The organism is Anoxybacillus thermarum (assembly GCF_000836725.1).
Taxonomy (GTDB): Bacteria; Bacillota; Bacilli; order Bacillales; family Anoxybacillaceae; genus Anoxybacillus; species Anoxybacillus thermarum.
On record NZ_JXTH01000046.1, the window covers coordinates 1 to 22,464 of the forward strand.

The 22,464-nt window shown below is 41.8% G+C and carries 23 protein-coding genes; 17 read left to right on the top strand and 6 right to left on the bottom strand.

The window, feature by feature from the left end; all coding sequences use genetic code 11:
* Positions 1 to 251: UPF0236 family transposase-like protein (locus tag LH47_RS10695; protein ID WP_043967380.1), on the bottom strand; the 251-nt coding region annotated here is incomplete at its 3' end.
* A 292-nt stretch (positions 252 to 543) separates the two neighbouring features.
* Between LH47_RS10695 and gatC the strand changes: the two genes are divergently transcribed.
* From gatC to gatB, 3 genes are read left to right on the top strand one after another with little or no spacing between them, the layout of a single operon-like run.
* Positions 544 to 834 (top strand): Asp-tRNA(Asn)/Glu-tRNA(Gln) amidotransferase subunit GatC, encoded by a 291-nt coding sequence (gene gatC / locus LH47_RS10700; protein WP_043967339.1) that lies wholly within the window; start codon positions 544 to 546, stop codon positions 832 to 834.
* A 12-nt stretch (positions 835 to 846) separates the two neighbouring features.
* Positions 847 to 2,304, top strand: a complete 1,458-nt coding sequence (gene gatA / locus LH47_RS10705; protein WP_043967341.1) for an Asp-tRNA(Asn)/Glu-tRNA(Gln) amidotransferase subunit GatA — start codon at positions 847 to 849, stop codon at positions 2,302 to 2,304.
* 14 nt (positions 2,305 to 2,318) lie between these two features.
* Entirely contained in the window at positions 2,319 to 3,749 is a 1,431-nt protein-coding gene (gatB, locus tag LH47_RS10710) for an Asp-tRNA(Asn)/Glu-tRNA(Gln) amidotransferase subunit GatB (protein WP_043967343.1), read from the top strand.
* A 38-nt stretch (positions 3,750 to 3,787) separates the two neighbouring features.
* Here gatB and LH47_RS10715 read toward each other — a convergent pair whose 3' ends face one another.
* The gene (locus LH47_RS10715; protein WP_043967345.1) at positions 3,788 to 4,480 is read right to left on the bottom strand and encodes a coiled-coil protein; all 693 of its coding nucleotides are present in this window, start codon (positions 4,478 to 4,480) and stop codon (positions 3,788 to 3,790) included.
* Between the two features lie 363 nt (positions 4,481 to 4,843).
* On the opposite strand from LH47_RS10715, the gene LH47_RS10720 reads away from it, so the two are divergent.
* From LH47_RS10720 to LH47_RS10760, 9 genes are all read left to right on the top strand, one after another.
* A complete protein-coding gene (locus tag LH47_RS10720) occupies positions 4,844 to 5,146 on the top strand; it encodes an ArsR/SmtB family transcription factor (protein WP_043967347.1) in 303 nt (100 codons plus the stop codon).
* Positions 5,147 to 5,218: 72 nt separating this feature from the next.
* Positions 5,219 to 5,995, top strand: coding sequence for an SDR family NAD(P)-dependent oxidoreductase (locus tag LH47_RS10725; protein ID WP_084221317.1), 777 nt, complete (start codon positions 5,219 to 5,221; stop codon positions 5,993 to 5,995).
* Between the two features lie 15 nt (positions 5,996 to 6,010).
* Positions 6,011 to 7,360, top strand: a complete 1,350-nt coding sequence (locus LH47_RS10730; protein ID WP_043967351.1) for an aldehyde dehydrogenase — start codon at positions 6,011 to 6,013, stop codon at positions 7,358 to 7,360.
* A gap of 371 nt (positions 7,361 to 7,731) precedes the next feature.
* On the top strand, positions 7,732 to 8,703 hold the full coding sequence (qoxA, locus tag LH47_RS10735; RefSeq protein ID WP_043967353.1) for a cytochrome aa3 quinol oxidase subunit II: 972 nt from the start codon (positions 7,732 to 7,734) through the stop codon (positions 8,701 to 8,703).
* Positions 8,693 to 10,669, top strand: coding sequence for a cytochrome aa3 quinol oxidase subunit I (gene qoxB / locus LH47_RS10740; protein ID WP_043967355.1), 1,977 nt, complete (start codon positions 8,693 to 8,695; stop codon positions 10,667 to 10,669). Before qoxA ends, qoxB begins: the two co-directional genes overlap by 11 nt.
* Positions 10,659 to 11,264, top strand: a complete 606-nt coding sequence (gene qoxC, locus LH47_RS10745; RefSeq protein ID WP_043967357.1) for a cytochrome aa3 quinol oxidase subunit III — start codon at positions 10,659 to 10,661, stop codon at positions 11,262 to 11,264. The genes qoxB and qoxC overlap by 11 nt, the downstream gene beginning before the upstream one ends.
* Positions 11,265 to 11,564, top strand: coding sequence for a cytochrome aa3 quinol oxidase subunit IV (gene qoxD / locus LH47_RS10750; RefSeq protein WP_043967359.1), 300 nt, complete (start codon positions 11,265 to 11,267; stop codon positions 11,562 to 11,564). It abuts the gene before it with no gap.
* A 116-nt stretch (positions 11,565 to 11,680) separates the two neighbouring features.
* Entirely contained in the window at positions 11,681 to 13,189 is a 1,509-nt protein-coding gene (locus tag LH47_RS10755) for an HD-GYP domain-containing protein (protein ID WP_043967361.1), read from the top strand.
* Between the two features lie 64 nt (positions 13,190 to 13,253).
* Entirely contained in the window at positions 13,254 to 13,943 is a 690-nt protein-coding gene (locus LH47_RS10760; RefSeq protein WP_235341117.1) for a hypothetical protein, read from the top strand.
* Between the two features lie 40 nt (positions 13,944 to 13,983).
* Here LH47_RS10760 and LH47_RS10765 read toward each other — a convergent pair whose 3' ends face one another.
* From LH47_RS10765 to LH47_RS10780, 4 genes are all read right to left on the bottom strand, one after another.
* Complete coding sequence (locus LH47_RS10765; RefSeq protein WP_043967364.1) at positions 13,984 to 14,616, bottom strand: PspA/IM30 family protein; 633 nt, start codon at positions 14,614 to 14,616, stop codon at positions 13,984 to 13,986.
* Between the two features lies 1 nt (position 14,617).
* The gene (locus LH47_RS10770; RefSeq protein ID WP_043967366.1) at positions 14,618 to 15,100 is read right to left on the bottom strand and encodes a hypothetical protein; all 483 of its coding nucleotides are present in this window, start codon (positions 15,098 to 15,100) and stop codon (positions 14,618 to 14,620) included.
* Positions 15,101 to 15,184: 84 nt separating this feature from the next.
* A complete protein-coding gene (locus LH47_RS10775) occupies positions 15,185 to 16,555 on the bottom strand; it encodes a sensor histidine kinase (RefSeq protein ID WP_043967367.1) in 1,371 nt (456 codons plus the stop codon).
* Entirely contained in the window at positions 16,545 to 17,216 is a 672-nt protein-coding gene (locus LH47_RS10780) for a response regulator transcription factor (protein ID WP_043967369.1), read from the bottom strand. The genes LH47_RS10775 and LH47_RS10780 overlap by 11 nt, the downstream gene beginning before the upstream one ends.
* A 210-nt stretch (positions 17,217 to 17,426) precedes the next feature.
* Between LH47_RS10780 and LH47_RS10785 the strand changes: the two genes are divergently transcribed.
* The 5 genes from LH47_RS10785 (at position 17,427) to LH47_RS10805 (ending at position 22,152) form a co-directional block, all read left to right on the top strand.
* A complete protein-coding gene (locus tag LH47_RS10785; RefSeq protein ID WP_043967371.1) occupies positions 17,427 to 18,383 on the top strand; it encodes an arsenic resistance protein in 957 nt (318 codons plus the stop codon).
* A gap of 27 nt (positions 18,384 to 18,410) precedes the next feature.
* Complete coding sequence (locus LH47_RS10790; protein WP_084221318.1) at positions 18,411 to 18,848, top strand: OsmC family protein; 438 nt, start codon at positions 18,411 to 18,413, stop codon at positions 18,846 to 18,848.
* 140 nt (positions 18,849 to 18,988) lie between these two features.
* The gene (locus LH47_RS10795) at positions 18,989 to 20,188 is read left to right on the top strand and encodes an FAD/NAD(P)-binding oxidoreductase (RefSeq protein ID WP_043967374.1); all 1,200 of its coding nucleotides are present in this window, start codon (positions 18,989 to 18,991) and stop codon (positions 20,186 to 20,188) included.
* Between the two features lie 13 nt (positions 20,189 to 20,201).
* A complete protein-coding gene (locus tag LH47_RS10800; RefSeq protein WP_043967376.1) occupies positions 20,202 to 20,726 on the top strand; it encodes a hypothetical protein in 525 nt (174 codons plus the stop codon).
* A 16-nt stretch (positions 20,727 to 20,742) separates the two neighbouring features.
* Positions 20,743 to 22,152, top strand: coding sequence for an MBL fold metallo-hydrolase (locus LH47_RS10805; protein ID WP_043967378.1), 1,410 nt, complete (start codon positions 20,743 to 20,745; stop codon positions 22,150 to 22,152).
* Positions 22,153 to 22,464 lie beyond the last annotated feature (312 nt).

A 22,464-nucleotide genomic window follows, 5' to 3' on the forward strand; every position in this document is an offset into this window, starting at 1 on the left:
AAGGTATACGCCCCCGCCTGCCGATCATAGTAGTAGTTCCGTCGAAACGTCACTTCTCCAAACAGCGTTTGGATCGTGGTCGGCCGTTTGTCTTTCAGCTGATACCGGCGCTTGTCCCGCGCTTCCGCCAGTTGTTGATCAATCTCCTCCAAAAGGGCCGCCAACAAGACAGCGAACACCTTTTGAAGAGTTCTGACTAATTGTTCCTCCAGCTCTTTTAATGAAGGCCATTCTGTGGTAAAATGTTTCATGGACTCTCTCCCTCCTGTTTTATTGATGTTGGTCATCACCATCATAGCAGGGAGAGAGTCCTTTTTGCATGACATTTGCTTTTTTCTACCGCGCTTCGCTTGGTGGCCCCGACGAGCGTCGCGAACAAAAGTTCGCAACCCTCGTCGGGGAATCATTCCTGAATGTCACCCACAAATATTTTACTCACACTTTTTTACGTGAGCAAAATGAATGGCAAATGTTGCTTCACTGCGCGAAAGTTTGGTATCATCATAGTATTGTGAAAGGTCGATAATATCGGAGGTGAAACATATGTCACGAATTTCAATCGAGCAAGTCAAGCATGTGGCGCATTTGGCGCGCTTAGCGATTACAGAAGAGGAAGCAGCGATGTTTGCGAAGCAATTAGATGCGATTATTACGTTTGCCGAGCAGTTAAACGAGTTAGATACAGAAAACGTTCCCCCAACATCACACGTGTTGAATATGAAAAATGTGATGCGTGAAGATGTACCGACAGCTGGACTTCCGCTAGAAGACGTATTGAAAAATGCACCAGACCAACAAGATGGACAATTCCGTGTCCCAGCTATTTTAGAGTAAGGAGGGAAGAATATGTCATTGTTCGATTATCGTGTATCTGAATTGCACAATTTATTACATAAAAAAGAGATTTCCGTTTCGGATTTAGTAGATGAATCGTTTAAACGTATTCATGAAGTAGAAGAAAAAGTACAAGCGTTTTTAACGTTGAACGAAGAACAAGCGCGTGCGAAAGCAAAAGAGTTAGATGAGAAACTTGCAACAGAAAAGGAATTTGGCTTACTTTTCGGAATGCCAATCGGCATTAAAGATAACATTGTGACAAAAGGGCTGCGCACAACGTGTGCGAGCAAAATTTTATACAACTTCGATCCGATTTATGATGCTACAGTCGTTGAACGTTTACATCAAGCTGATGCAGTAACGATCGGTAAGTTAAATATGGACGAGTTTGCGATGGGATCGTCGACAGAAAACTCTGGGTTTCAACTTACGCGCAATCCGTGGGATTTAGAGCGCGTGCCGGGCGGTTCAAGCGGCGGGTCGGCTGCGGCGGTAGCGGCAGGTGAAGTGCCGTTTGCGCTCGGATCAGATACAGGTGGTTCGATTCGTCAACCAGCGGCATTTTGTGGCGTCGTCGGGTTAAAGCCGACATATGGTCGCGTATCGCGCTATGGGCTTGTCGCGTTTGCGTCCTCGCTTGACCAAATTGGTCCGATTACGCGCAACGTGGAAGATAACGCGTATCTTTTGCAAGTGATCGCAGGTCTTGACCCAATGGATTCCACATCTGCGAACGTCGATGTTCCTGATTATGTATCCGCATTAACAGGCGACATTAAAGGGTTAAAAATTGCTGTGCCAAAAGAATATTTAGGTGAAGGTGTATCTGAGGAAGTTCGTCAATCCGTTCTCCAAGCACTTAAAGTATTAGAAAGCTTAGGTGCTACGTGGGAAGAAGTATCGCTTCCTCACTCAAAATATGCTTTGGCGACGTACTATTTGTTAGCATCTTCTGAGGCGTCTGCCAACCTTGCTCGCTTTGACGGCGTTCGTTACGGCTACCGAACGGACAACGCGAAAAACTTAATGGAGATGTACAAGCAAACGCGCAGTGAAGGATTTGGCAACGAAGTGAAACGCCGCATTATGCTTGGAACGTTCGCGTTAAGTTCTGGCTACTATGATGCATATTACAAAAAAGCGCAAAAAGTACGTACGCTCATTAAACAAGATTTTGAGAACGTCTTTGAAAAATATGACGTCATTATCGGGCCGACAACACCGACGCCAGCGTTTAAAATTGGCGAGAAAACGAGCGACCCGTTAACGATGTACGCCAACGATATTTTAACGATTCCAGTCAATCTTGCCGGCGTTCCGGGCATTTCGATTCCGTGCGGATTTGTCAACGGCTTGCCAGTCGGTCTGCAAATTATCGGCAAACATTTTGATGAAAGCACGATTTATCGTGTCGCTCATGCATTCGAACAAGCAACAGATTATCATAAACAAAAACCAACGTTGTAAGGGGGGAATGATTGATGAATTTTGAAATTGTCATCGGACTTGAAGTGCACGTCGAGCTGAAAACGAAATCGAAAATTTTCTCAAGCAGCCCAAACGCATTTGGAGCGCCCCCAAATACACAAACGAGCGTCATTGACTTAGGGTATCCAGGCGTTCTTCCGGTGTTAAACAAACAAGCGGTCGAATATGCAATGAAAGCAGCAATGGCATTAAACTGCGAAATCGCGACAGAAACGAAATTTGATCGGAAAAACTACTTTTATCCGGACAACCCGAAAGCGTACCAAATTTCACAATACGATCAACCGATTGGACAAAACGGCTGGATTGAAATTGAAGTGAACGGCAAAAAGAAAAAAATCGGCATTACGCGCATTCATTTAGAAGAAGATGCAGGAAAGCTGACGCATACAGGGGACGGTTATTCATTAGTTGACTTTAACCGTCAAGGCACACCGCTCATTGAAATCGTATCAGAACCAGATATTCGTTCACCTGAAGAAGCGTATGCGTATTTAGAAAAATTAAAGTCGATTATTCAATATACAGGTGTATCCGATTGTAAAATGGAAGAAGGTTCGCTTCGCTGTGACGCGAACATTTCCCTTCGTCCGATCGGCTCAGACAAATTCGGCACAAAAACAGAATTGAAAAACTTAAACTCGTTTAACTTTGTTCGCCAAGGGCTTGAGTACGAGGCGAAACGCCAAGAGAAAATTTTGTTGTCTGGTGGCGTAATCCAACAAGAAACGCGCCGTTTCGATGAAGCGACGAAAACAACGATTTTAATGCGTACAAAAGAAGGTTCAGAAGACTATCGTTATTTCCCTGAGCCAGATTTAGTGATGCTTTATATTGACGATGAATGGAAAGAGCGTGTACGCGCATCGATTCCAGAACTTCCAGATGCAAGGAAAAAACGGTACATTGAGGAACTTGGTTTGCCAGAGTACGATGCGAAAGTGTTAACACTAACAAAAGAAATGGCAGATTTCTTTGAAGCAACGGTTGCAAATGGAGCCGATCCGAAGCTTGCATCGAACTGGCTGATGGTTGAAGTATCTGCCTATTTAAACGCAGAACAAAAAGAATTGCATGACATTGCGTTAACGCCAGAAAGTTTAGCAGGCATGATTAAACTCATTCAAAACGGCACGATTTCGTCAAAAATTGCGAAGAAAATCTTTAAAGAACTTGTTGAAAAAGGTGGCGATCCAGAGGAAATCGTCAAACAACAAGGGCTCGTGCAAATTTCCGATGAAGCAACGTTGCGCAACATCGTATTAGAAGTGCTCGACGCGAACCCTCAATCGATTGAAGACTTTAAAAACGGAAAAGACCGTGCCATTGGCTTTTTAGTCGGTCAAATTATGAAAGCAACAAAAGGACAAGCAAACCCACCGCTTGTGAATAAGCTATTGCTTGAAGAGATAAATAAACGATAATGAAAAAGCGGCATTGCCATCGGACAATGCCGCTTTTCTTACAGATGAACAAGCTTTTGCAAGGCGCTTTCTACTTTAAATACACGATTGTTTAACACTTGGATGCTCGATTCGTGGTCGGTGAGGGCAGGGAGTACTTTCTCTTCTAGTATGTTGGTTAAGCGGGTGATGTTTCCTTGCATGTTGTGGACATCGAGTGCGAGTGCATCGTATTTTGCGGCGAGCACCTCTTGACCGTGACGAACCGCTTCACAAATTGCTTTCGTTTCGAGTGTTCGTTCGTCAAGCAACTGCACTTTCTCGTCTAGCGCTTGGACTTTTCCGTCGAGTGTTTGCACTCTCTCGTCTAGCGCTTGAACTTTTCCGTCGAGTGTTTGCACTCTCTCGTCTAGCGCTTGGACTTTTCCGTCGAGTGTTTGCACTTTCTCATCGAGTACTTGAACTTTTTCGTCGAGTGCCTGCACTTTCTCATCGAGTACTTGAACTTTTTCGTCGAGTGCTTGCACTTTCTCATCGAGTACTTGAACTTTTTCGTCGAGTGCTTGCACTTTCCCATCGATCGCTTGGACTTTTTCATCGAGTGCTTGAACTTGTTCGCGTAAGGAGGATACTTCTTTTTCAAGAGATTCCACCTTTTTCTCCACTGCTTCCACTCGTTTTTCTAGCGATTCGACTTTTTCCCTTGTTGCTTTGACTTCATGAAGAATTTCATACAGCAGCTGTTCCACCATATCGTTCACCTCCTTTTCGCTTCCATTTTACACGAATCGACAGCGGATGACTAGCGGACATGTTCATTTTTTAGGAAAGCTGCTTATAGGTGAGTGTATTTTCCAAACGATGTTTTAGTAGAGAATAAATAGCGAATCGATGACAAGAAGTGGAAGAAAAAAGTAGTGATTGAAGGTGATTACTGTCACGCTGCATGACTTTATAGCTCGTAAAACAAGAAATGCTGTGGCGAAAAAACGGGAAACTAAAAGGTACTTTTGGAAAGGTTAAAGAGACAAAGGAGAGTTGACAAACAGAGAAAAAGAGAATATGATGATTTTATCAAATGTTTAAACTTTTAAACAAAAGAAAGGAAGAGAGGAATGGGACAAAAAGCGATCGAGGTGTTTCGGTCGTGCATACCGTTATTTCAAGCGTTAAGCGATCCTCACCGTCAAGATATTGTATTGCTGCTTGCAGAACACGATAAGCTAACAGTCAATGAAATTACAGAACGGTCAAGTTTATCCCGTCCAGCGATTTCGCATCATTTAAAAATTTTGCGCGACCAAGGATTAGTGTCAGTAGAACAAAAAGGGACATTGCGATATTATGTGCTGTCTATCGAAAAGGCCGTTGAATTATTGAAAGAGTTAATTCATGCTGTCGAGAATGAGTGCCTTTAGATATGCTAAAGGCCAACTTTTTTATTTTATATGTTTAAGTTTTTAAACATTTAAAAAAGGAGATGTAGGATAATGAAAAAGAACGTATTAATCACAGGGGCATCAAGTGGAATTGGCTTTGAATTTGCCGCACGATTTGCGAAGGAAGGGTATAACATTATTGCAGTAGCGCGAAACAAGGAAAAATTAGATGAACTGAAACGCCGGCTAGAAAAAACATACGGAATAGCAGTATGGATATATGCTAAAGATTTATCGAATCAAAACGAAGTTCATGATTTGTATGAAACATTAAGAAACGAACAGCTTGATGTTCATATCCTCGTCAATAACGCAGGATTTGGGTTGTACGGAGAATTTATAGAGACTGAGTTACAAGAAGAATTAAATATGATTGACCTAAATATAAAAACGCTCACTCATTTGACGAAGTGTGTCGTCGTAGATATGGTAAAAAGAAACGAAGGGAAAATTTTAAACGTAGCATCAACGGCTGCTTTCCAACCAGGTCCATTAATGGCTGTATATTATGCGACGAAAGCGTATGTGTTATCTTTTTCAGAAGCACTAAGTAACGAGTTGCGACACACGAATGTAACTGTGAGCGCGTTATGTCCAGGACCAACGGCGACGGGATTTGCCGATCGGGCGAACTTACAGCAATCAAAATTGTTTAAAAGCGGTGTGATGGATGTCAAACAAGTGGTGAAGTCTGGATACAAAGGAATAATGAACAATAAAACCGTCATTATTCCGGGGATGGCGAATAAACTCCTCGCATTTAGTGTTCGCTTTATGCCACGTAAATTCGTTACGAATATTGTCAGAAAGGTTCAAGACCGGGTGTGATGAGGGGGAAACAGTATGAACGAATTGCTCCAAAAACAAAAACGCTATTTTCGCACAGGAGAAACGCTTTCGCTTAAGTTTCGCTTAAAACAATTAATCCGATTAAAAGAAACAGTGAAAAAATACGAGCAGATGATTACCGATACGTTAAAAGCAGAGTTGAACAAATCGCCGTTTGAAGCGTATACGACAGAAATTGGGATCGTGTATGAAGAGATTCGTTTTGTAACGAAACGTTTAAGCGATTGGATGAAACCGCAACGTGTATCGACACCGTTGACGCACGTTGGCTCAAAAAGCTACGTATATCCAGAACCATATGGCGTCAGTTTAATTATTGCGCCGTGGAACTACCCGTTTCAGCTTGCGATTAGTCCGCTTATTGGGGCGATTGCGGCAGGAAATTGTGCAGTCGTGAAACCGTCTGAATATACGCCAGCAATGTCAACGCTGTTGAAAACAATCGTCGCTGAAGCTTTTCCGGAAGAGTATGTCACCGTCGTTGAAGGCGGGGTTGATGTAAGCCAAGAGCTACTTAGCTTGCGCTTTGACCATATTTTTTTTACCGGAAGCGTACCGGTTGGAAAAATCGTCATGGCGACGGCTGCGAAACACCTTACTCCTGTCACATTAGAACTCGGTGGAAAAAGCCCAGCGATTGTCGATCAGTCTGCCCATCTCGAATTAGCCGCGAAACGAATCATTTGGGGCAAGTTTTTAAACGCTGGGCAAACGTGCATTGCTCCTGATTACGTCCTTGTGCACGAAGCGGTGAAGCAGCCGCTGCTTGAAAAAATGAAGCGATATGTGGATGAACTGTACGGCAACCCCGATGCATACGGCCGTATTGTGAGCGAACGGCATGCGGAACGACTCGTTCGCTTCTTAGCAAACGGTACAGTTGTACACGGTGGAGCATACGACATTGAGCAACGTTGGATTGAACCGACATTGCTTGACGATATAACATGGGATGATGCTGTGATGCAAGAAGAAATTTTTGGCCCTATCTTGCCGATTCTCACGTTTGAAACGATCGATGAAGCGATTCAAATGATCAACGACTACGAAAAACCGCTTGCACTTTACTTGTTTACGGAAGATCAGGACGTGCAACAACAAGTGCTGCACCAAGTTAGTTTTGGTGGGGGATGTATTAATGACACGATCATGCACATCGCTAGCCCACATCTGCCATTTGGCGGCGTTGGACAAAGCGGCATCGGTTCGTATCATGGAAAAGCAAGCTTTGATGCATTTACGCATTACAAAAGTGTTCTCAAGCAAACGACAAAATTCGATATCCCTTTACGTTATCCAAACTTTCCACATGCGCTTAAATGGGTACGGAAGCTATTGAAATAAAAAATGTTCCAAATGGGGCGCGTTTTTATCGAGAAATAAATTTGAACAAATTTCGAAAAAAAATTAACGAAAATGTGACAAGTTTTCGAGTGAAAAACCTATTTCTTTTTTTATTTCCATGTATTATACAAAAGATAACGCTTTTCTCGCTCATTTTTTGAGATTGAGAAAAGTGTTTTTCTTTTTGTCAATCAATTTGCTGCTTATTTTCCCTCGATGCATTTTCTTCCTTCCTTTTTTCGTCACAATTATTTTTACAATACATGTTAAAATCATTGCAATAGTGTTAATACTACAAAGTTAATTAAATTTGTTCGTTTTGTATTTGTTTCTTTGTTCAATGAATCACAATTTTGTTGAGGTGAAGACAGATGAAGCGTTTGTTTGCCTTAGTTATAGCGGGATTACTTCCGCTTCTTGGCGGCTGTGAGATGGTTGTGTTTCAGCCGCAAGGACCAGCTGCACGAAGTATTACAGAACTGATTAACTGGTCGATTTGGTGGATGCTTCTCGTTGTTGTCGTTGTGTTTGCATTGTTTGTTTACATCGTATGGAAATATCGTGATCGCCCTGAACGGCAAGGGGAGGAACCGCCTGAAGAGCACGGAAGTACGGTGCTTGAAATTGTATGGACGGTTATTCCGATTTTGATCGTCATCGCACTAACGATCCCAACGATGAGAACGTTATATGATTTAGAAAAACCGCCGAAAGGGTATGAAGACGAAAAACCGCTCGTCATTCATGTGACATCAGCCGATTGGAAATGGATTTTTAGCTACCCTGAACAAAATATTGAGACAGTAAACTACGTCAACATTCCAGCAGGTCGACTTGTGTTATTTAAAATGACTTCCGCGTCCACGATGCAGTCGTTTTGGGTACCGGCGCTAGCTGGACAAAAATATACGATGAATAAAATGGAGACGGAATTGTACGTCGTTGCGGATCGTCCGGGCTCGTATGAAGGGCGGAATACAAACTTTAACGGACGCGGGTATGCACATATGCAGTTTGAAGTGTTAGCGCAAACGCCACAAGATTTTGAAAAATGGGTGCAAGAAGTGAAACAAACGGCACCGAAACTAACGAAAGAAAAATATGAACAATTGTTGTTGCCGACACATTTAGGGCGATTAACGTTCGTCGATACGCATTTACAATGGGTAAACCATGCTGATCCGCATTCGAAAACGTACACAAATCCGGAATTATATCGCGGACATGGATATCAAGGGAAAATTTTTATTCGTGAAGATAACTATAAAAACTCATCAACTTGTAACGATGAGGAACAAAAAGCTTTAGAGAGTGATAGCGGAGGTGAACATCATGGGCATTAAGTGGAATGAAATATTTGTTGGAGGAGACCCGCTTCTTGTCGGTTCACAAATTGCGATTGTATTGACTGTCGTTGCGATTGTCGTTGGGTTAACGTACTTTAAAAAATGGGGTTGGTTATGGCGCGAATGGCTTACGACAGTTGACCATAAAAAAATTGGGATTATGTACATTTTATCAGGTGTACTCATGTTTTTCCGCGGCGGGATGGATGGACTGTTAATGAAGGCGCAAACAGCTCGCCCAGAAATGAACTTTTTAGATGCGCAACATTACAATGAAATTTTTACAACGCATGGCGTCATTATGATTTTGTTTATGGCGATGCCGTTTTTAATCGGTTTAATGAACGTTGTCGTTCCTTTACAAATTGGGGCGCGCGATGTGGCGTTTCCGCAGTTGAACGCACTTAGCTTTTGGCTATTTTTTAGCGGGGCGATGTTATTTAACATTTCGTTCGTTGTTGGAGGTTCACCAGATGCAGGATGGACGTCGTATTTCCCGCTTGCTGGAAAAGAATTTAGCCTAGGAATTGGAAATAACTACTATGCCATTGCGTTGCAAATTGCAGGTCTTGGGACGTTAATGACCGGGATTAACTTTATCGTCACGATTTTAAAAATGCGTGCACCGGGCATGACGTTGATGAAAATGCCGATGTTTACATGGACAACATTCATCACATCAATCATTATCGTCGCAGCGTTCCCGATTTTTACAGTTGCCTTAGCGTTAATGACGTTTGACCGTTTGTACGGAACGCATTTCTTTACGCTTTCTTCAGGCGGAAGCGATATGCTTTGGGCAAACTTGTTCTGGCTTTGGGGCCACCCAGAAGTGTATATCGTTATTTTGCCGGCGTTCGGTATTTTCTCAGAAGTAATTGCGACGTTTTCACGAAAAACGTTGTTTGGATACACATCCATGGTCGTTTCGATCGTTGGTATTGCGTTTTTAAGTATGATCGTATGGGTGCACCATTTTTACACGATGGATGCAGGTCCTGCGGTAAACTCGTTTTTCTCGATTACAACGATGCTCATCGCTGTTCCGACAGGGGTGAAAATTTTTAACTGGCTATTTACGATGCGAAAAGGACGCATTCAATTTACAACTGCCATGTTATGGGCGCTCGCTTTCGTGCCAAACTTCGTCATCGGCGGAGTGACAGGGGTTATGTTAGCAATGGCGGCTGCAGACTATCAATATCACAATACGCTATTTTTAGTCGCGCACTTCCATTACGTATTAATTCCAGGCGTTGTGTTTGCGGTGTTTGCAGGGTTGTATTATTGGTGGCCGAAAATGTTTGGCTTTATGTTAAATGAAAAGCTGGGAAAATATCATTTTTGGTTGTTTACGATCGGATTTAATGTGACGTTTATGCCGATGTTTTTCCTTGGCTTAAAAGGAGCGGTTCGTCGCGCTTATACGTATTCAGCAGAATCAGGATTTGCGCCGCTGTTTCTTGTATCTGCGATCGGTTCCATTATTTTAGCGATCGGTTTTGCGGTATTTTGTTATAACATTTATTGGAGCTTCCGTTATGCGAAGCGCAATGTTTCCCACGATCCATGGGATGCGCGCACGCTTGAATGGATGACTGCATCGCCAGTGCAATTTTATAACTTTGCGGTCGTTCCAGAAGTGAAGCAATTAGATGCGTTTTGGCATATGAAAAAACGTGGTGAAACACTTACGTTGAAAGAAAGCGACATCAAAAAAATTCATATGCCGAGCAACTCCGGTTTGCCGTTTTATATGGCGGTCGTGTTTGGAATTACAGGTTTCTTCCTCGTTTTTGAAGCGCATATCGCAGCAGCTGTTGCGGCGATTGGGATTGTCATTGGACTTGTCATTCGTTCGTTTGACTACAATGATGGCTATTATGTAAGCGTCGATGAGATTAAACGAACAGAACGTACGTGGAGAAACGTAGAAGGGGGGACGGAGAATCATGTCGGCTAACGTCAATCATTCTCTTCCACTGGAATATCAAACGGAACAAAACCGATTAAATATTTTAGGTTTTTGGATTTTTCTCGGGGCAGAAATTGTGCTATTTGCGACGTTGTTTGCTGTCTACGGTGTGTTAGGTCACCGCTATGCCGGTGGCCCAACACCGAGCGACATTTTTAAGCTAAACGATGTGCTTATTGAAACGTTGTTGTTGTTGACGAGTAGCTTCACGTGTGGGTTAGCTGTCTTTTTCATGCGACAACGCGATATGAAAAAAATGCTCGTTTGGTTTATTATCACCCTTTTATTAGGGGCAGGATTTTTATTCATGGAAATTCGCGAGTTTATTCATTACGTGCATGAAGGAGCAACGATGCAAACGAGTGCGTTTCTATCAAGCTTTTTCGTGTTGCTCGGCACGCACGGCGCACACGTGACGTTTGGAATTATTTGGGCGATTATGCTCGTTATTCAACTCCTTCAACGCGGTTTGACGCCAGTTACGGCAAGAAAAATGTTTATTATTAGCTTATATTGGCATTTCCTTGATGTCGTTTGGATCTTTATTTTTACGTTCGTCTATTTAAAAGGGATGGTGGCGTAAATGGAACATAAAAGCAAATATCCCATTAGTCACGTTGTTGGATTTTTGTTCTCGTTAGTTTTAACGTTTGTCGCGGTGTTTGTCACATTGAAAATGAACGTATCATATACGATTGTCATGTGGATCATCGGTTCACTTGCGGTCATTCAAGCCGGACTTCAACTATTTATGTTTATGCACGTCACAGAAGGAGAAGACGGAAAAACGAACGTCATGAATATGGCATATGCGGTGTTCGTTGCGATCGTCATTGTCGCAGGATCGATTTGGGTGTTAACATCTGGACATGCGGCACATTAAAACAACTGGTTGTACGCCAGTTGTTTTTTTATTTTTTTGCCCATGTATATACACGTCTGTCTCCCACTTGTTCATCATTCTTGTTATAATGAAAAGAGCAGGGAGGAGGGACGGGTGTGCGTGTATATGAGGAAACGTTAAAGAAATTGTTTATAAACTACACGATTGGCTCGATTTTAGCAGTTGTCGGTGTCGGTAGTACGCTAATGGTTATGGCATTGCATATTCGACAAGTGGATTTAATGATGTTGTTACTTATTCAATTTTTTTCATTTTGCATTATGTTATTTATTGAATATCGCGCCTTTCAAAAAGATATTGATCCGATTCGTCATATTTTTTATGACAACAATATAACGGAACAACAGTTTTATTGGGCGCTTGTTCAAGCGAAGCGCTTTCCCCTTCTTGCAGTGAGACGTATTGCGCTTCCGCATTTTTTAGGGCTTTCTATTCCGGCCATTGCGTTGACGCTTTCGCTTATTTTTATAGATGTGTTGCACATTCCATATATGTATGTCGTTTATGCTTTATTTGGGGCGTTCCTTATTGCAATGCTTCATGCGATGATTGAATTTTTTTTAACGCTACGCACGATGCGCCCGCTCATTGGCGATATGATGCAAATCGGGAGAATGCACGGGTTTCATGAAACGATCCGAGCAACAAATGTCGTATATGTTCCGATGAAAATAAAAATTGGCTTAAGTGTGTTATTCATTGGCATTTTCCCAGTTTTATTATTTGTGTTAGCGACGAAAGTCAAATTGTTCGCTGAGGGGGAAAATACGTTTTCAGGCTATTGGACGTGGACGATTGTTGTTTTAGTCATTTCTGTTTTGTTTTCTTTATTTGCGGCGCGTGTCTTATCGGAAGATGTGGAACGAAGCATTGAAGATTTGCTTCAATATATGAACCGCGTGCAAAAAAAAGAGTATGAACTGATGTGCGACAACGTATATATTGATGAATTTTCCGAGCTTACAAACGGCTTCAACCATATGGTCGATGCGATTATCGAACGTGATGAAAAAAATAAGCAATTATTAAATAGTTTTATTTCGGTCATGACGACAGCGCTCGATGCACGTGATGAATATACTGCTGGTCATTCGCAACGAGTTGCGGTATATGCTGTGGAAATTGGTAAAAGGCTAGGAATGACAAATGAACAACTTGCGCGTTTATATCGTTCTGCTATTTTGCATGATATCGGAAAAATCGGTATCCCTGATTACATTTTATTAAAAGACGGAAAATTAACAGATGAGGAATTTGCATGGATTAAAAAACATCCGGTGCTCGGTGAAAACATTATTCGCCAAGTGCAGCCGATTGAAGAAGTAAAAGATTTACTTCCTGGCATTCGATCACATCATGAACGGATCGATGGGAAAGGATATCCGGATGGCTTAAAAGGCGAGGACATTCCGCTCTTTGGTCGCATCATTGCGGTTGCTGATGCGTTCGATGCGATGACGTCTGATCGTCCATATCGAAAAGGGATGAATGTAGAAAAAGCAGTTTCGATTTTGTTAGAAGGTCGTGGGACACAATGGGATGCCCAAATGGTCGATTGTTTTATTTCTTTTTTAAAAGGGAGAGAACAAGAAAAAGTGAGCTAGATGCCATCGCTGGCATCTATTTTTTTATGTAGGTGATATACTAAAAGAAAAAGGATGTGAGATCGTGAAATGGGTTGTTATTAGTTTTATCCTTTTGCTTGCAGGATGTACGAACCAGCAAGACCAATCGAATGTGAAACAGTTAGAACAAACGATTGAAAAACAACAATCGGCAATTGAACAACTGCAAGAAAAAAATAAGCAGCTTCAAAAAGAAAACGAGCAATTAAAAAGCGAAGAAAAGCAAGTCCTTTCTTCTTCTCTTTTATCTGTTGCGTTAGACGTTGTGACCGCGTTAAAAAATAAAGATATGAATACGCTTACTTCTTATGTCCATTCAACAGCTGGGGTGCGGTTTAGTCCATATGGACATATCGATGTCCAAAATGATTTGCAGTTTTCTGCTTCTCAGCTTCCCTCCCTTTGGGCTTCGACGCAAGTATATCAATGGGGAGTATATGACGGTTCAGGCGATCCTATTCAATTCACGTTCCAAGACTATTTTGATCGTTTCGTCTATGATGTAGATTTCGCGAATCCGCATATGATCGGAAATAATGTTGTTGTTGGAACAGGAAATATGATTAACAACATTCAACAAGCGTATCCGAACGGATCATTTATCGAATTTCATTTCACAGGTTTTGATCCACAATATAGCGGTATGGATTGGAGAAGTTTGCGCCTTGTTTTTGAACAAGAAAACGGTCAGTGGAAACTTGTTGGAATTATTCATGATGAATGGACGACATAAAACATGCAAAAAGGTGTCCGGGCAGGGACACCTTTTCGTATTACTCACCTTTTAATTGCTTTAGTTGTTGTTCGACTTCTATATCAAATGATTGAGGGGGCATCGTTTGAATGACAGAGCGAGCTTTTGCTTCTGCTTCAAGTAACATTACTTTTTCTTCCATACGTGCAAAACCTTTTACGACATGATCGTAATGAAACGACATCATTGCTTCGTCCATTTGTTTCATCGTCTCAGCGACATAAAAGCGCGTCATTAACTGCATTTGTTTTAGCTTTAATTGCTCATATGTTTCGTACAGTTGCTTCACTTTTTCTGTCAAAACGGTTGTTTTTTCTTTTAATATATTGTATTGTTGCGTATATAGCTCTAATTTTTTTTCATAAGCGATTTTTTCTTGAAGAGCCATTTTTGCGATCGGCTCTTCATTTTTTTCAACAGCTAATTTTGCTTGACGAGCACGTTTTTCAATCATTTCTTTCGTGTCTGCGATCAAACGTTCATATTTTTGTTCGAACACGAATTGCTGTGCCAATGCTTGTTGTGCTTTTTCTAGCTGTTCTTCTAGTTCACGAATGTATTGTTTCGTCATGCGAATCGGATCTTCGCATTTGTCAATGATGTCATGTAAGTCGGCAAGGACAACACGTTTGACGCGTTTAAAAATGCCCATCTTATTTTTCCTCCTTGTGTATTGTTTTTTCCCATTCATCTAAAAAGCTATGGTTTTGAATAGGTGAAATGAACGGTTCAAATTCAGGCGCTCGTTTCGTTTTGCTTCTAAACAACACGTAAGCTGCAACAATAGCTAGGACAGCAAGCAACGCTTTCGGTAAAAGACCAATGAGCCCGATCGCCATGAGCGTCCCGCCAATCCATTTACCGCTACTTTTCGTCGTTTTCCACACGATCCATCCGATCATGACTAATGCCAACTGAATAAGGAAAGGAACCCATCCGAACATTGGCATACCGTGTGGTCGCATCATTTGTGGACCGTGATGGCCCAATGCGCGATGATGTTTCCCCATTCCCATCATGTGCTCTGTCGGCATTCGTCCGCTCCAACTGATGTGAATGAAATAAGTAGCGACGTGTGCGAATACGGCGACAACAACTAGTCCACCTAGCAAAAAGAAAAGAGTTCGTTTTTTCACATCACTCACCTCCTTTGTTGTTTACAGTTTGAATTGTACAAGTGAAAAGAGAAAATTAGGTGAAAAAGAAAAAACGTGCAACATTTATGCACGTTCATTCGGAAAAGTGAGAGTAAATGTTGTTCCTTTCCCCACTTCGCTTTCAACTTGAATGTGTCCGTTATGTGCTTCAACAATCCATTTTGCGATGGAAAGTCCAAGACCGTGGCCGCCAATTTGCCGTGTTCGCGCTTTGTCTGCACGGTAAAAGCGATCAAAAATATGCGGAAGATGTTCAGGTGGGATACCGATCCCTGTGTCAGAAACAGAAATTTCTACAACTTTTCGTTGTTTCGTCACATGTTGTTTGAGAGAAAGGGAAACTGTCCCTCCATCAGGAGTATATTTGATGGCATTATCAAGCAAAATGTACAACAGCTGTGTACATTTATCTTCATCCCCGACGAATTCAATTTGTTCATATACATGAAACTGAAGCGTAATTTTCTTTTTGTTTGCAAGCTCTTGTAACGACTGCAGCGTATGTTGGGCACATGCCCACAAATCAAACGGTTTTTTTTCGATTTGGAGTTTTGCGTCGTCTGTTCGTGCAAGGGTGAGAAGATCGTTAATGAGTTTAGTCATTCGTTTTGTCTCATCTCCTAGACGTTCAATCGTTTTTCGACTAAATGCATCGGACGTTAGCGACATATCCATTTTTAATGCTTCTACAGAAGAAAAAATGACACTAAGCGGCGTCCGCAGTTCATGAGAAGCATCGGCGACGAATTGACGTTGGCGATTGTATGCGTCTTGAATTGGAACGAGCGCACGTTTAGACATGAAATAACTAAAAGCAATAGCGACTGCGATAAATAACACACCGAGGCTGAGTAAAATGAATGTTGACCATTTAAGCAAACGAAACATGCTTGTCACATCCATGCCGACATATAGCACGCCCGCGAGTTGTCGATCTACAATTAAGGGACGAGCAACAGTTAATATTTTCAATTCATCGGCACGAAATCGTTTTAATTCGTGTCGATGATGAGGGATATGAATGTCTACATATCTTAATTCATTTTTTTCTGGCGTCCACGGTTGAAGTGTAGAGAGGAGAAGCGGCCGCAACCCTTTATTCACTTCATCCCCCATCATCAACCGTCCGCGCGCATCAACGACGTAAAAAAACAGTTGGTCTTCACTTAAAAAAATGACATTTTGATCGGTAGGCCAGCCGATCAATGACTCTTCTGTCAACATGTTTTGAATGGTTTGGCCTTCTTGTTCAGCAAGTGTACGAATACGTCGTTCTTGATCATTTGTAATAACCGTATGAATAAGGAAAGAAACAACAGCAATAAAAATCGCTAAAAAAGCGATGAGAATACCACTATATGTGGCTGTTAGGCGCCATCGTGTGCGGTGAAACATATCAGGATGATGGAAAAAGGATTGAATGTTATTTTTCAATGGTATATCCCACCCCGCGCACCGTTTTAATGAGCTGTTGTCGTTCATCACCAATTTTTTTGCGCAACAACTTGACGGTTGCATCAATTGTTTTCATCGAAACGTCTGCATCATAACCCCAAATGCGATCAAGAATAATGTCGCGCGTTAACACACGCCCTTTGTTTTGCAGTAATAAATCGAGTAGTTGAAATTCACGTGGAGTTAATATCATTTGTTCTCCGTTTTTCGTCAACGTATGAGTTGTACGATTGACTTCAAACGCTCCCCAGCGGACAATTTCTTCTTGAATCGGTGCAAATGTGCGCCGCGATAACGCTTTAAGGCGTGCCATGAGCTCATCGATTTCAAACGGCTTCACTAAGTAATCATCTGCTCCGGCTTCCAATCCTTCCACACGATCTTGTACCGCATCTTTTGCGGTTAACATTAAAATGGCTCCATGATAGCCATGTTTTCTTAAACGTTGACATACGCTAACGCCATCACCGTTTGGTAACATCCAATCTAAAATAATGACATCATAAAACGAAGCGAGTGCATAATCGTAAGCATCTTCTCCTTCTTGTACCCAATCAACATGTTCGACACCCTTTTTCTTCAACAAATGGACGATCAGTTCACCTAAATATACATCATCTTCTGCAAGCAACACTTTCATTCTTCTCACCTTTTTTTCTTTCATCATACCAAATCACGATGAAAAACAGGTGAAAACGGCATAAAAAACAGCAAAAAGGGAAATCTACGTGCGGAGGAGTGAAAACGATAACAATATGACGAATTTGTGAAAAAAGTTGCAAAGTTCTTTTATACCCCTTATAGTATAAATAGAAATACCTAATAGGGTATATAAGAAAGGGGGACACGGATGAAAAAATTATATTTTTTCCCACAAAAATATTTACTCATTAGCGTTCCAGCAACGTTGTTGCTCGGATTTATCTTAGGAACGTTTGTCGATACGAGTTTTTTAAAGTCGACCATTTTGTTTGCAACAATTATCATGATTTATGCAACGATGGTTGGTTTTAAATGGAAAGAATTAACCCATCTACGAGAAAAGAAAATATTGTTTGCTTCCATCGTTATCAATTTTCTTATTATCCCATTTGTTGCTTTTTCGATCGGAAAGACGATGTTGCAACATCATCCGATCATGTTTGCAGGGCTTGCTCTGTCCGCCCTTCTTCCGACGAGCGGAATGACGATTTCATGGACAGCCATTCAAAAGGGAAATATGACAGCAGCTGTTAAGCTGACCGTATTCGGTCTCGTGCTTGGCTCTTTATTGACGCCATGGTATTTGCTTGTAATGGTCGGAAAATATGTCGACATTAACGTGATGGAAACGTTCCGTACGATTTTACTCGTCGTGTTTGTGCCGATGGTTCTTGGACATATGACGTTTAAATGGTTGATGAAAAAATATACACCAGAACAATTTCAAAAACGAGTGAAGCCAAACTTTGCACCGTTAAGTATATGGGCCATGTTATATGTCGTATTTGTCAGCATTAGCATGCGAGCAAAAATGATTGTATCTAACTTACAGCTTATTGTCGTCGCATTGACGGTATTGTTACTTTTCTATTTCATTAACTATGTGATTAGCACATTGGTAGCCAAACAATTTTTCAATCGTGAAGACGGCATTGCGCTTGTCAATGGTACAGTTTTGCGTAATTTATCTATTGCGATTGGCTTAGCTGCAACGTCTTTCGGTGCAGAAGCAGCACTCATTGTTACTCTTGCTTTTATCGTTCAGCAACAGTCCATTGCTTACTATGGAAAAATAGCAAGTCGATATTGGTTTAAACAATTATAAAACAACGAAGAAAGGGAGTTGATTATGGTGAATAAAATGACATTTATCGTTCAAGCAACAACGGAAGGAATGACAACGCGAGCAAAAGCAGGAAAACATGAGTTCGTTATTGATGAGGCAAAACAAATGGGCGGTCAAGATTTAGGAGCGAATCCACTTCAAATGTTACTTGGAGCGCTTGCGGCATGTGAAAATGTTACTGCTCGCGTCGTTGCACGAGAGACGAACTTCGATTTACAAGACATGACTATCACGGTGAAGGGGCAATTCGACCCACGTGGATTTATGGGTGATTCATCTATTCGTCCGTATTTTGAACAAGTGTTTGTCGAAGTGGTCGTGAAAACGGAAGAAAGTGAAGAACGCATTCAGCAACTAAAAGAAAAAGTCGAAGCGCGTTGCCCAGTATATACGTTATTAAAATCAGCAGGTGTACAAATGAATGATCAATGGTACAAAGCATAGTAGAGCGGTATTTGCCGCTCTTTTTTTGTGTCATTAAAAGATAAGGGAAATCCCCTATGGGTATATAAGTTAACAACATATACAATGTAATTAAGTTAAGTAAACAAAATTGAAAGCGGATACAAAAGGAGCGATGAACGATGGCGAACGTTTATGATGTAAAAGTAGCAATCGTTGGAGCAGGTTCAGCAGGCATCTCTATTGCGGCACGGCTGTTAAGAAAAAATCGTCAATTATTTGGGCAGGTGCTACTTATTGATCCATCAGATAAACATTACTATCAACCGCTTTGGACGCTCGTTGGGGGCGGGGCTGCAAAAGTAGAAGACTCCGTTCGCGAGCAAGCATCGCTTATTCCAGATGGAGCGAGATGGTTGAAAGAAGCGGTCGATACGTTTTCACCAGAAAACAATACGTTAAAAACGAAAGAAGGCTCAACTGTTCGTTACGACTATTTAGTTGTAGCAGCTGGTGTTGAAATTTATTGGGATCAAATTAAAGGATTGAAAGAAACGATCGGCAAAAACGGTGTTTGCAGCAACTATTCATACGACTATGTGCAAAGCACATGGGAAAACATTCGCAACTTCCGCGGTGGGACAGCGATTTTTACCCAACCGAGTACACAAGTAAAGTGCGGTGGTGCACCACAAAAAATTATGTATTTAGCAGACGACTATTTCCGTCAATCTGGTGTACGAGAGAAAACAAACATCATTTTTGCTTCAGGATTACCAAACATTTTCGCTGTCAAAAAATATGCCGATACGCTTGAACAAGTCATTCAACGAAAAAACATCGAAACGAAATATCGTGTCGAGCTAGTTGAAATTGATGGAAAAGCGAAAAAAGCGACATTTGAACATCTCGATACGAACGAACGCTTTACGTTAAGTTTCGATATGATTCACGTAACACCACCGATGGGACCGCCAGCTTTTATTAAGAAAAGTCCATTAGCGGATGCGGATGGATGGGTCGATGTTGATCCGTATACGTTGCAACATAAAACGTATAAAAATGTATTTGGTGCGGGTGATTGCACAAATTTACCAACATCTAAAACAGGGGCAGCGATTCGAAAACAAGCACCAGTCGTGGCAGAAAATTTACTCGCACTTATGGACGAAAAACCGTTAAAAGCGCGCTACGACGGTTACACCTCATGCCCGCTCGTAACAGGGTATAACAAGCTTGTGCTAGCTGAGTTTGATTATGATAAAAATCCGCAAGAAACGTTCCCATTTGATCAGTCAAAAGAGCGGATGAGCATGTATATCATGAAACGAAATTTATTACCGATCGTTTATTGGAACGGCATGTTAAAAGGGTTGATGTAGAGGGGGAGGTAACATGTTACAATTACTCGAAAACGATGAACAACGAGAAGCGCTTCGTTACTTTGTTGAGAAACTCCCACAATTAAAAGAAGCAATGGAGTCAGTAGAAGAAAAAATAGCGGTTGTTCAACATGTGATGAACGATAAACAATCGCTTGAAGCACTGTTTACTGAGTTTGAGGAAAAAGCAGCGCCATTTCGACTAACGTCGGAACATCTTGAAGCGCTTGCAACGCTCATTCAAATGTTGCCAACGCTCGTCCAATGGCTACAAAAAGCAGAAGAGTTCATTTCGTTTGCGACGAGCGTGATCAATGATCGCGAGTCAATGGCGTATGCGATACAAGGGGCAAAAGATATCGTCCCAATTGAAAAAGGATTAACGGTTTTAAGAGAAACAAACGAACGCTTCCAACGCGAACGCGATTCGTCTACCGTATCACTATTACGCATATACCGTTTGTTAAAACACCCACTCATTCAAGATGGGGTGAAATATATAGAAACGCTACTTGATGTAGCAAGCAAACATAAATAAATTGGAGGGGATGTATATGTTATTTCGCTCATTTTTCGATGAACAACTAGCTCACATGTCTTATCTAGTTGGATGCCAGCGCACAGGGGAAGCAATCGTCGTCGATCCAGGTCGCAATGTCGATTGGTACATCGACACAGCGAAAAAAGAAGGATTGCAAATTGTTGCTGCAACAGAAACGCACATTCACGCAGACTTCGTTTCGGGCGCAAAAGAACTAGCAAAACGTTGTGGCGCAAAGCTTTATTTATCTGACGAAGGAGATGCAAACTGGAAATATCAATATTTAGATGAAGTCGATTACGAACTTGTAAAAGAAGGAAGCATCTTTACCGTTGGAAATGTTGAGTTTAAAGTGCTTCACACCCCAGGACATACACCAGAGCATATTTCGTTCATTCTAACAGATAAAGGCGGCGGTTCAACAGAGCCGATGGGGATTTTCACAGGCGACTTCGTTTTCGTTGGTGACATCGGCCGCCCAGACTTACTTGAAAAGGCAGCAGGAGTGGCTGGTACGGCAGACATTGGCGCGCGTCAAATGTTCCAATCGCTGAAAAAATTTAAAGCGCTCCCAGATTATTTGCAGGTTTGGCCAGCACATGGAGCGGGGAGCGCATGCGGAAAAGCGCTCGGGGCCGTTCCGGTGTCAACGGTTGGATACGAAAAGTTAAACAACTGGGCGTTAAAAATTGAAGATGAAGAAGAGTTTGTGAAACTATTGCTTGCAGGCCAACCAGAGCCACCAAAATATTTTGCAATGATGAAAAAAGTGAATAAAATCGGTCCTGCCTACTTGAACGAGGAAGAAGTGCCAGCGTTGCAAACGTGTGAGCAGCTCGATGATTATAAAACAAACGGGGCGTTTATTTTAGACGTTCGTCCATCTCAACAATTTGCGGAATCGCATTATGCAGGGGCAATCAACATTCCGTTTAACAAATCATTTACAAACTGGGCAGGCTGGTTCATCAATTACGACCAAGATATTGTATTGATCGCAAATCAAGAAGAAGTACAAGCCATTCGCAAAGCACTTGCTTATATTGGATTGGATCGCGTTGTAGCATATATCGAGCCATCTGTTGCATTACAAGGTGAAGTAGAAAGCTATGAAGAAATTGATGTGCATCAATTGCAACAATATTTAAAAGATGATCGCTATCATCTCATTGACGTACGCAACCAAGCAGAGTGGGATGAAGGATACATTGAAGGTGCACAGCATATAATGCTTGGTACGCTTGCGGATCGTTTACATGAGATTCCAGAAGGAAAAACATATATTGTTCAATGCCGTTCAGGTGCGCGCTCAGCCATCGGCGCAAGCATTTTGCAAGCAAAAGGGTTCAAACAAGTACTCAACTTAAAAGGCGGATATTTAGCGTGGACGAGAGAAAAGCTTCCAGTTGTGAAGCAATCATAAGGGCTGACGTTGTCAGGTGTGAGTAAAATATTTGTGGGTGACATTCAGGAATGATTCCCCGACGAGGGTTGCGAACTTTTGTTCGCGACGCTCGTCGGGGCCACCAAGCGAAGCGCGGTAGAAAAAAGCAAATGTCATGCAAAAAGGACTCTCTCCCTGCTATGATGGTGATGACCAACATCAATAAAACAGGAGGGAGAGAGTCCATGAAACATTTTACCACAGAATGGCCTTTATTAAAAGAGCTGGAGGAACAATTAGTCAGAACTCTTCAAAAGGTGTTCGCTGTCTTGTTGGCGGCCCTTTTGGAGG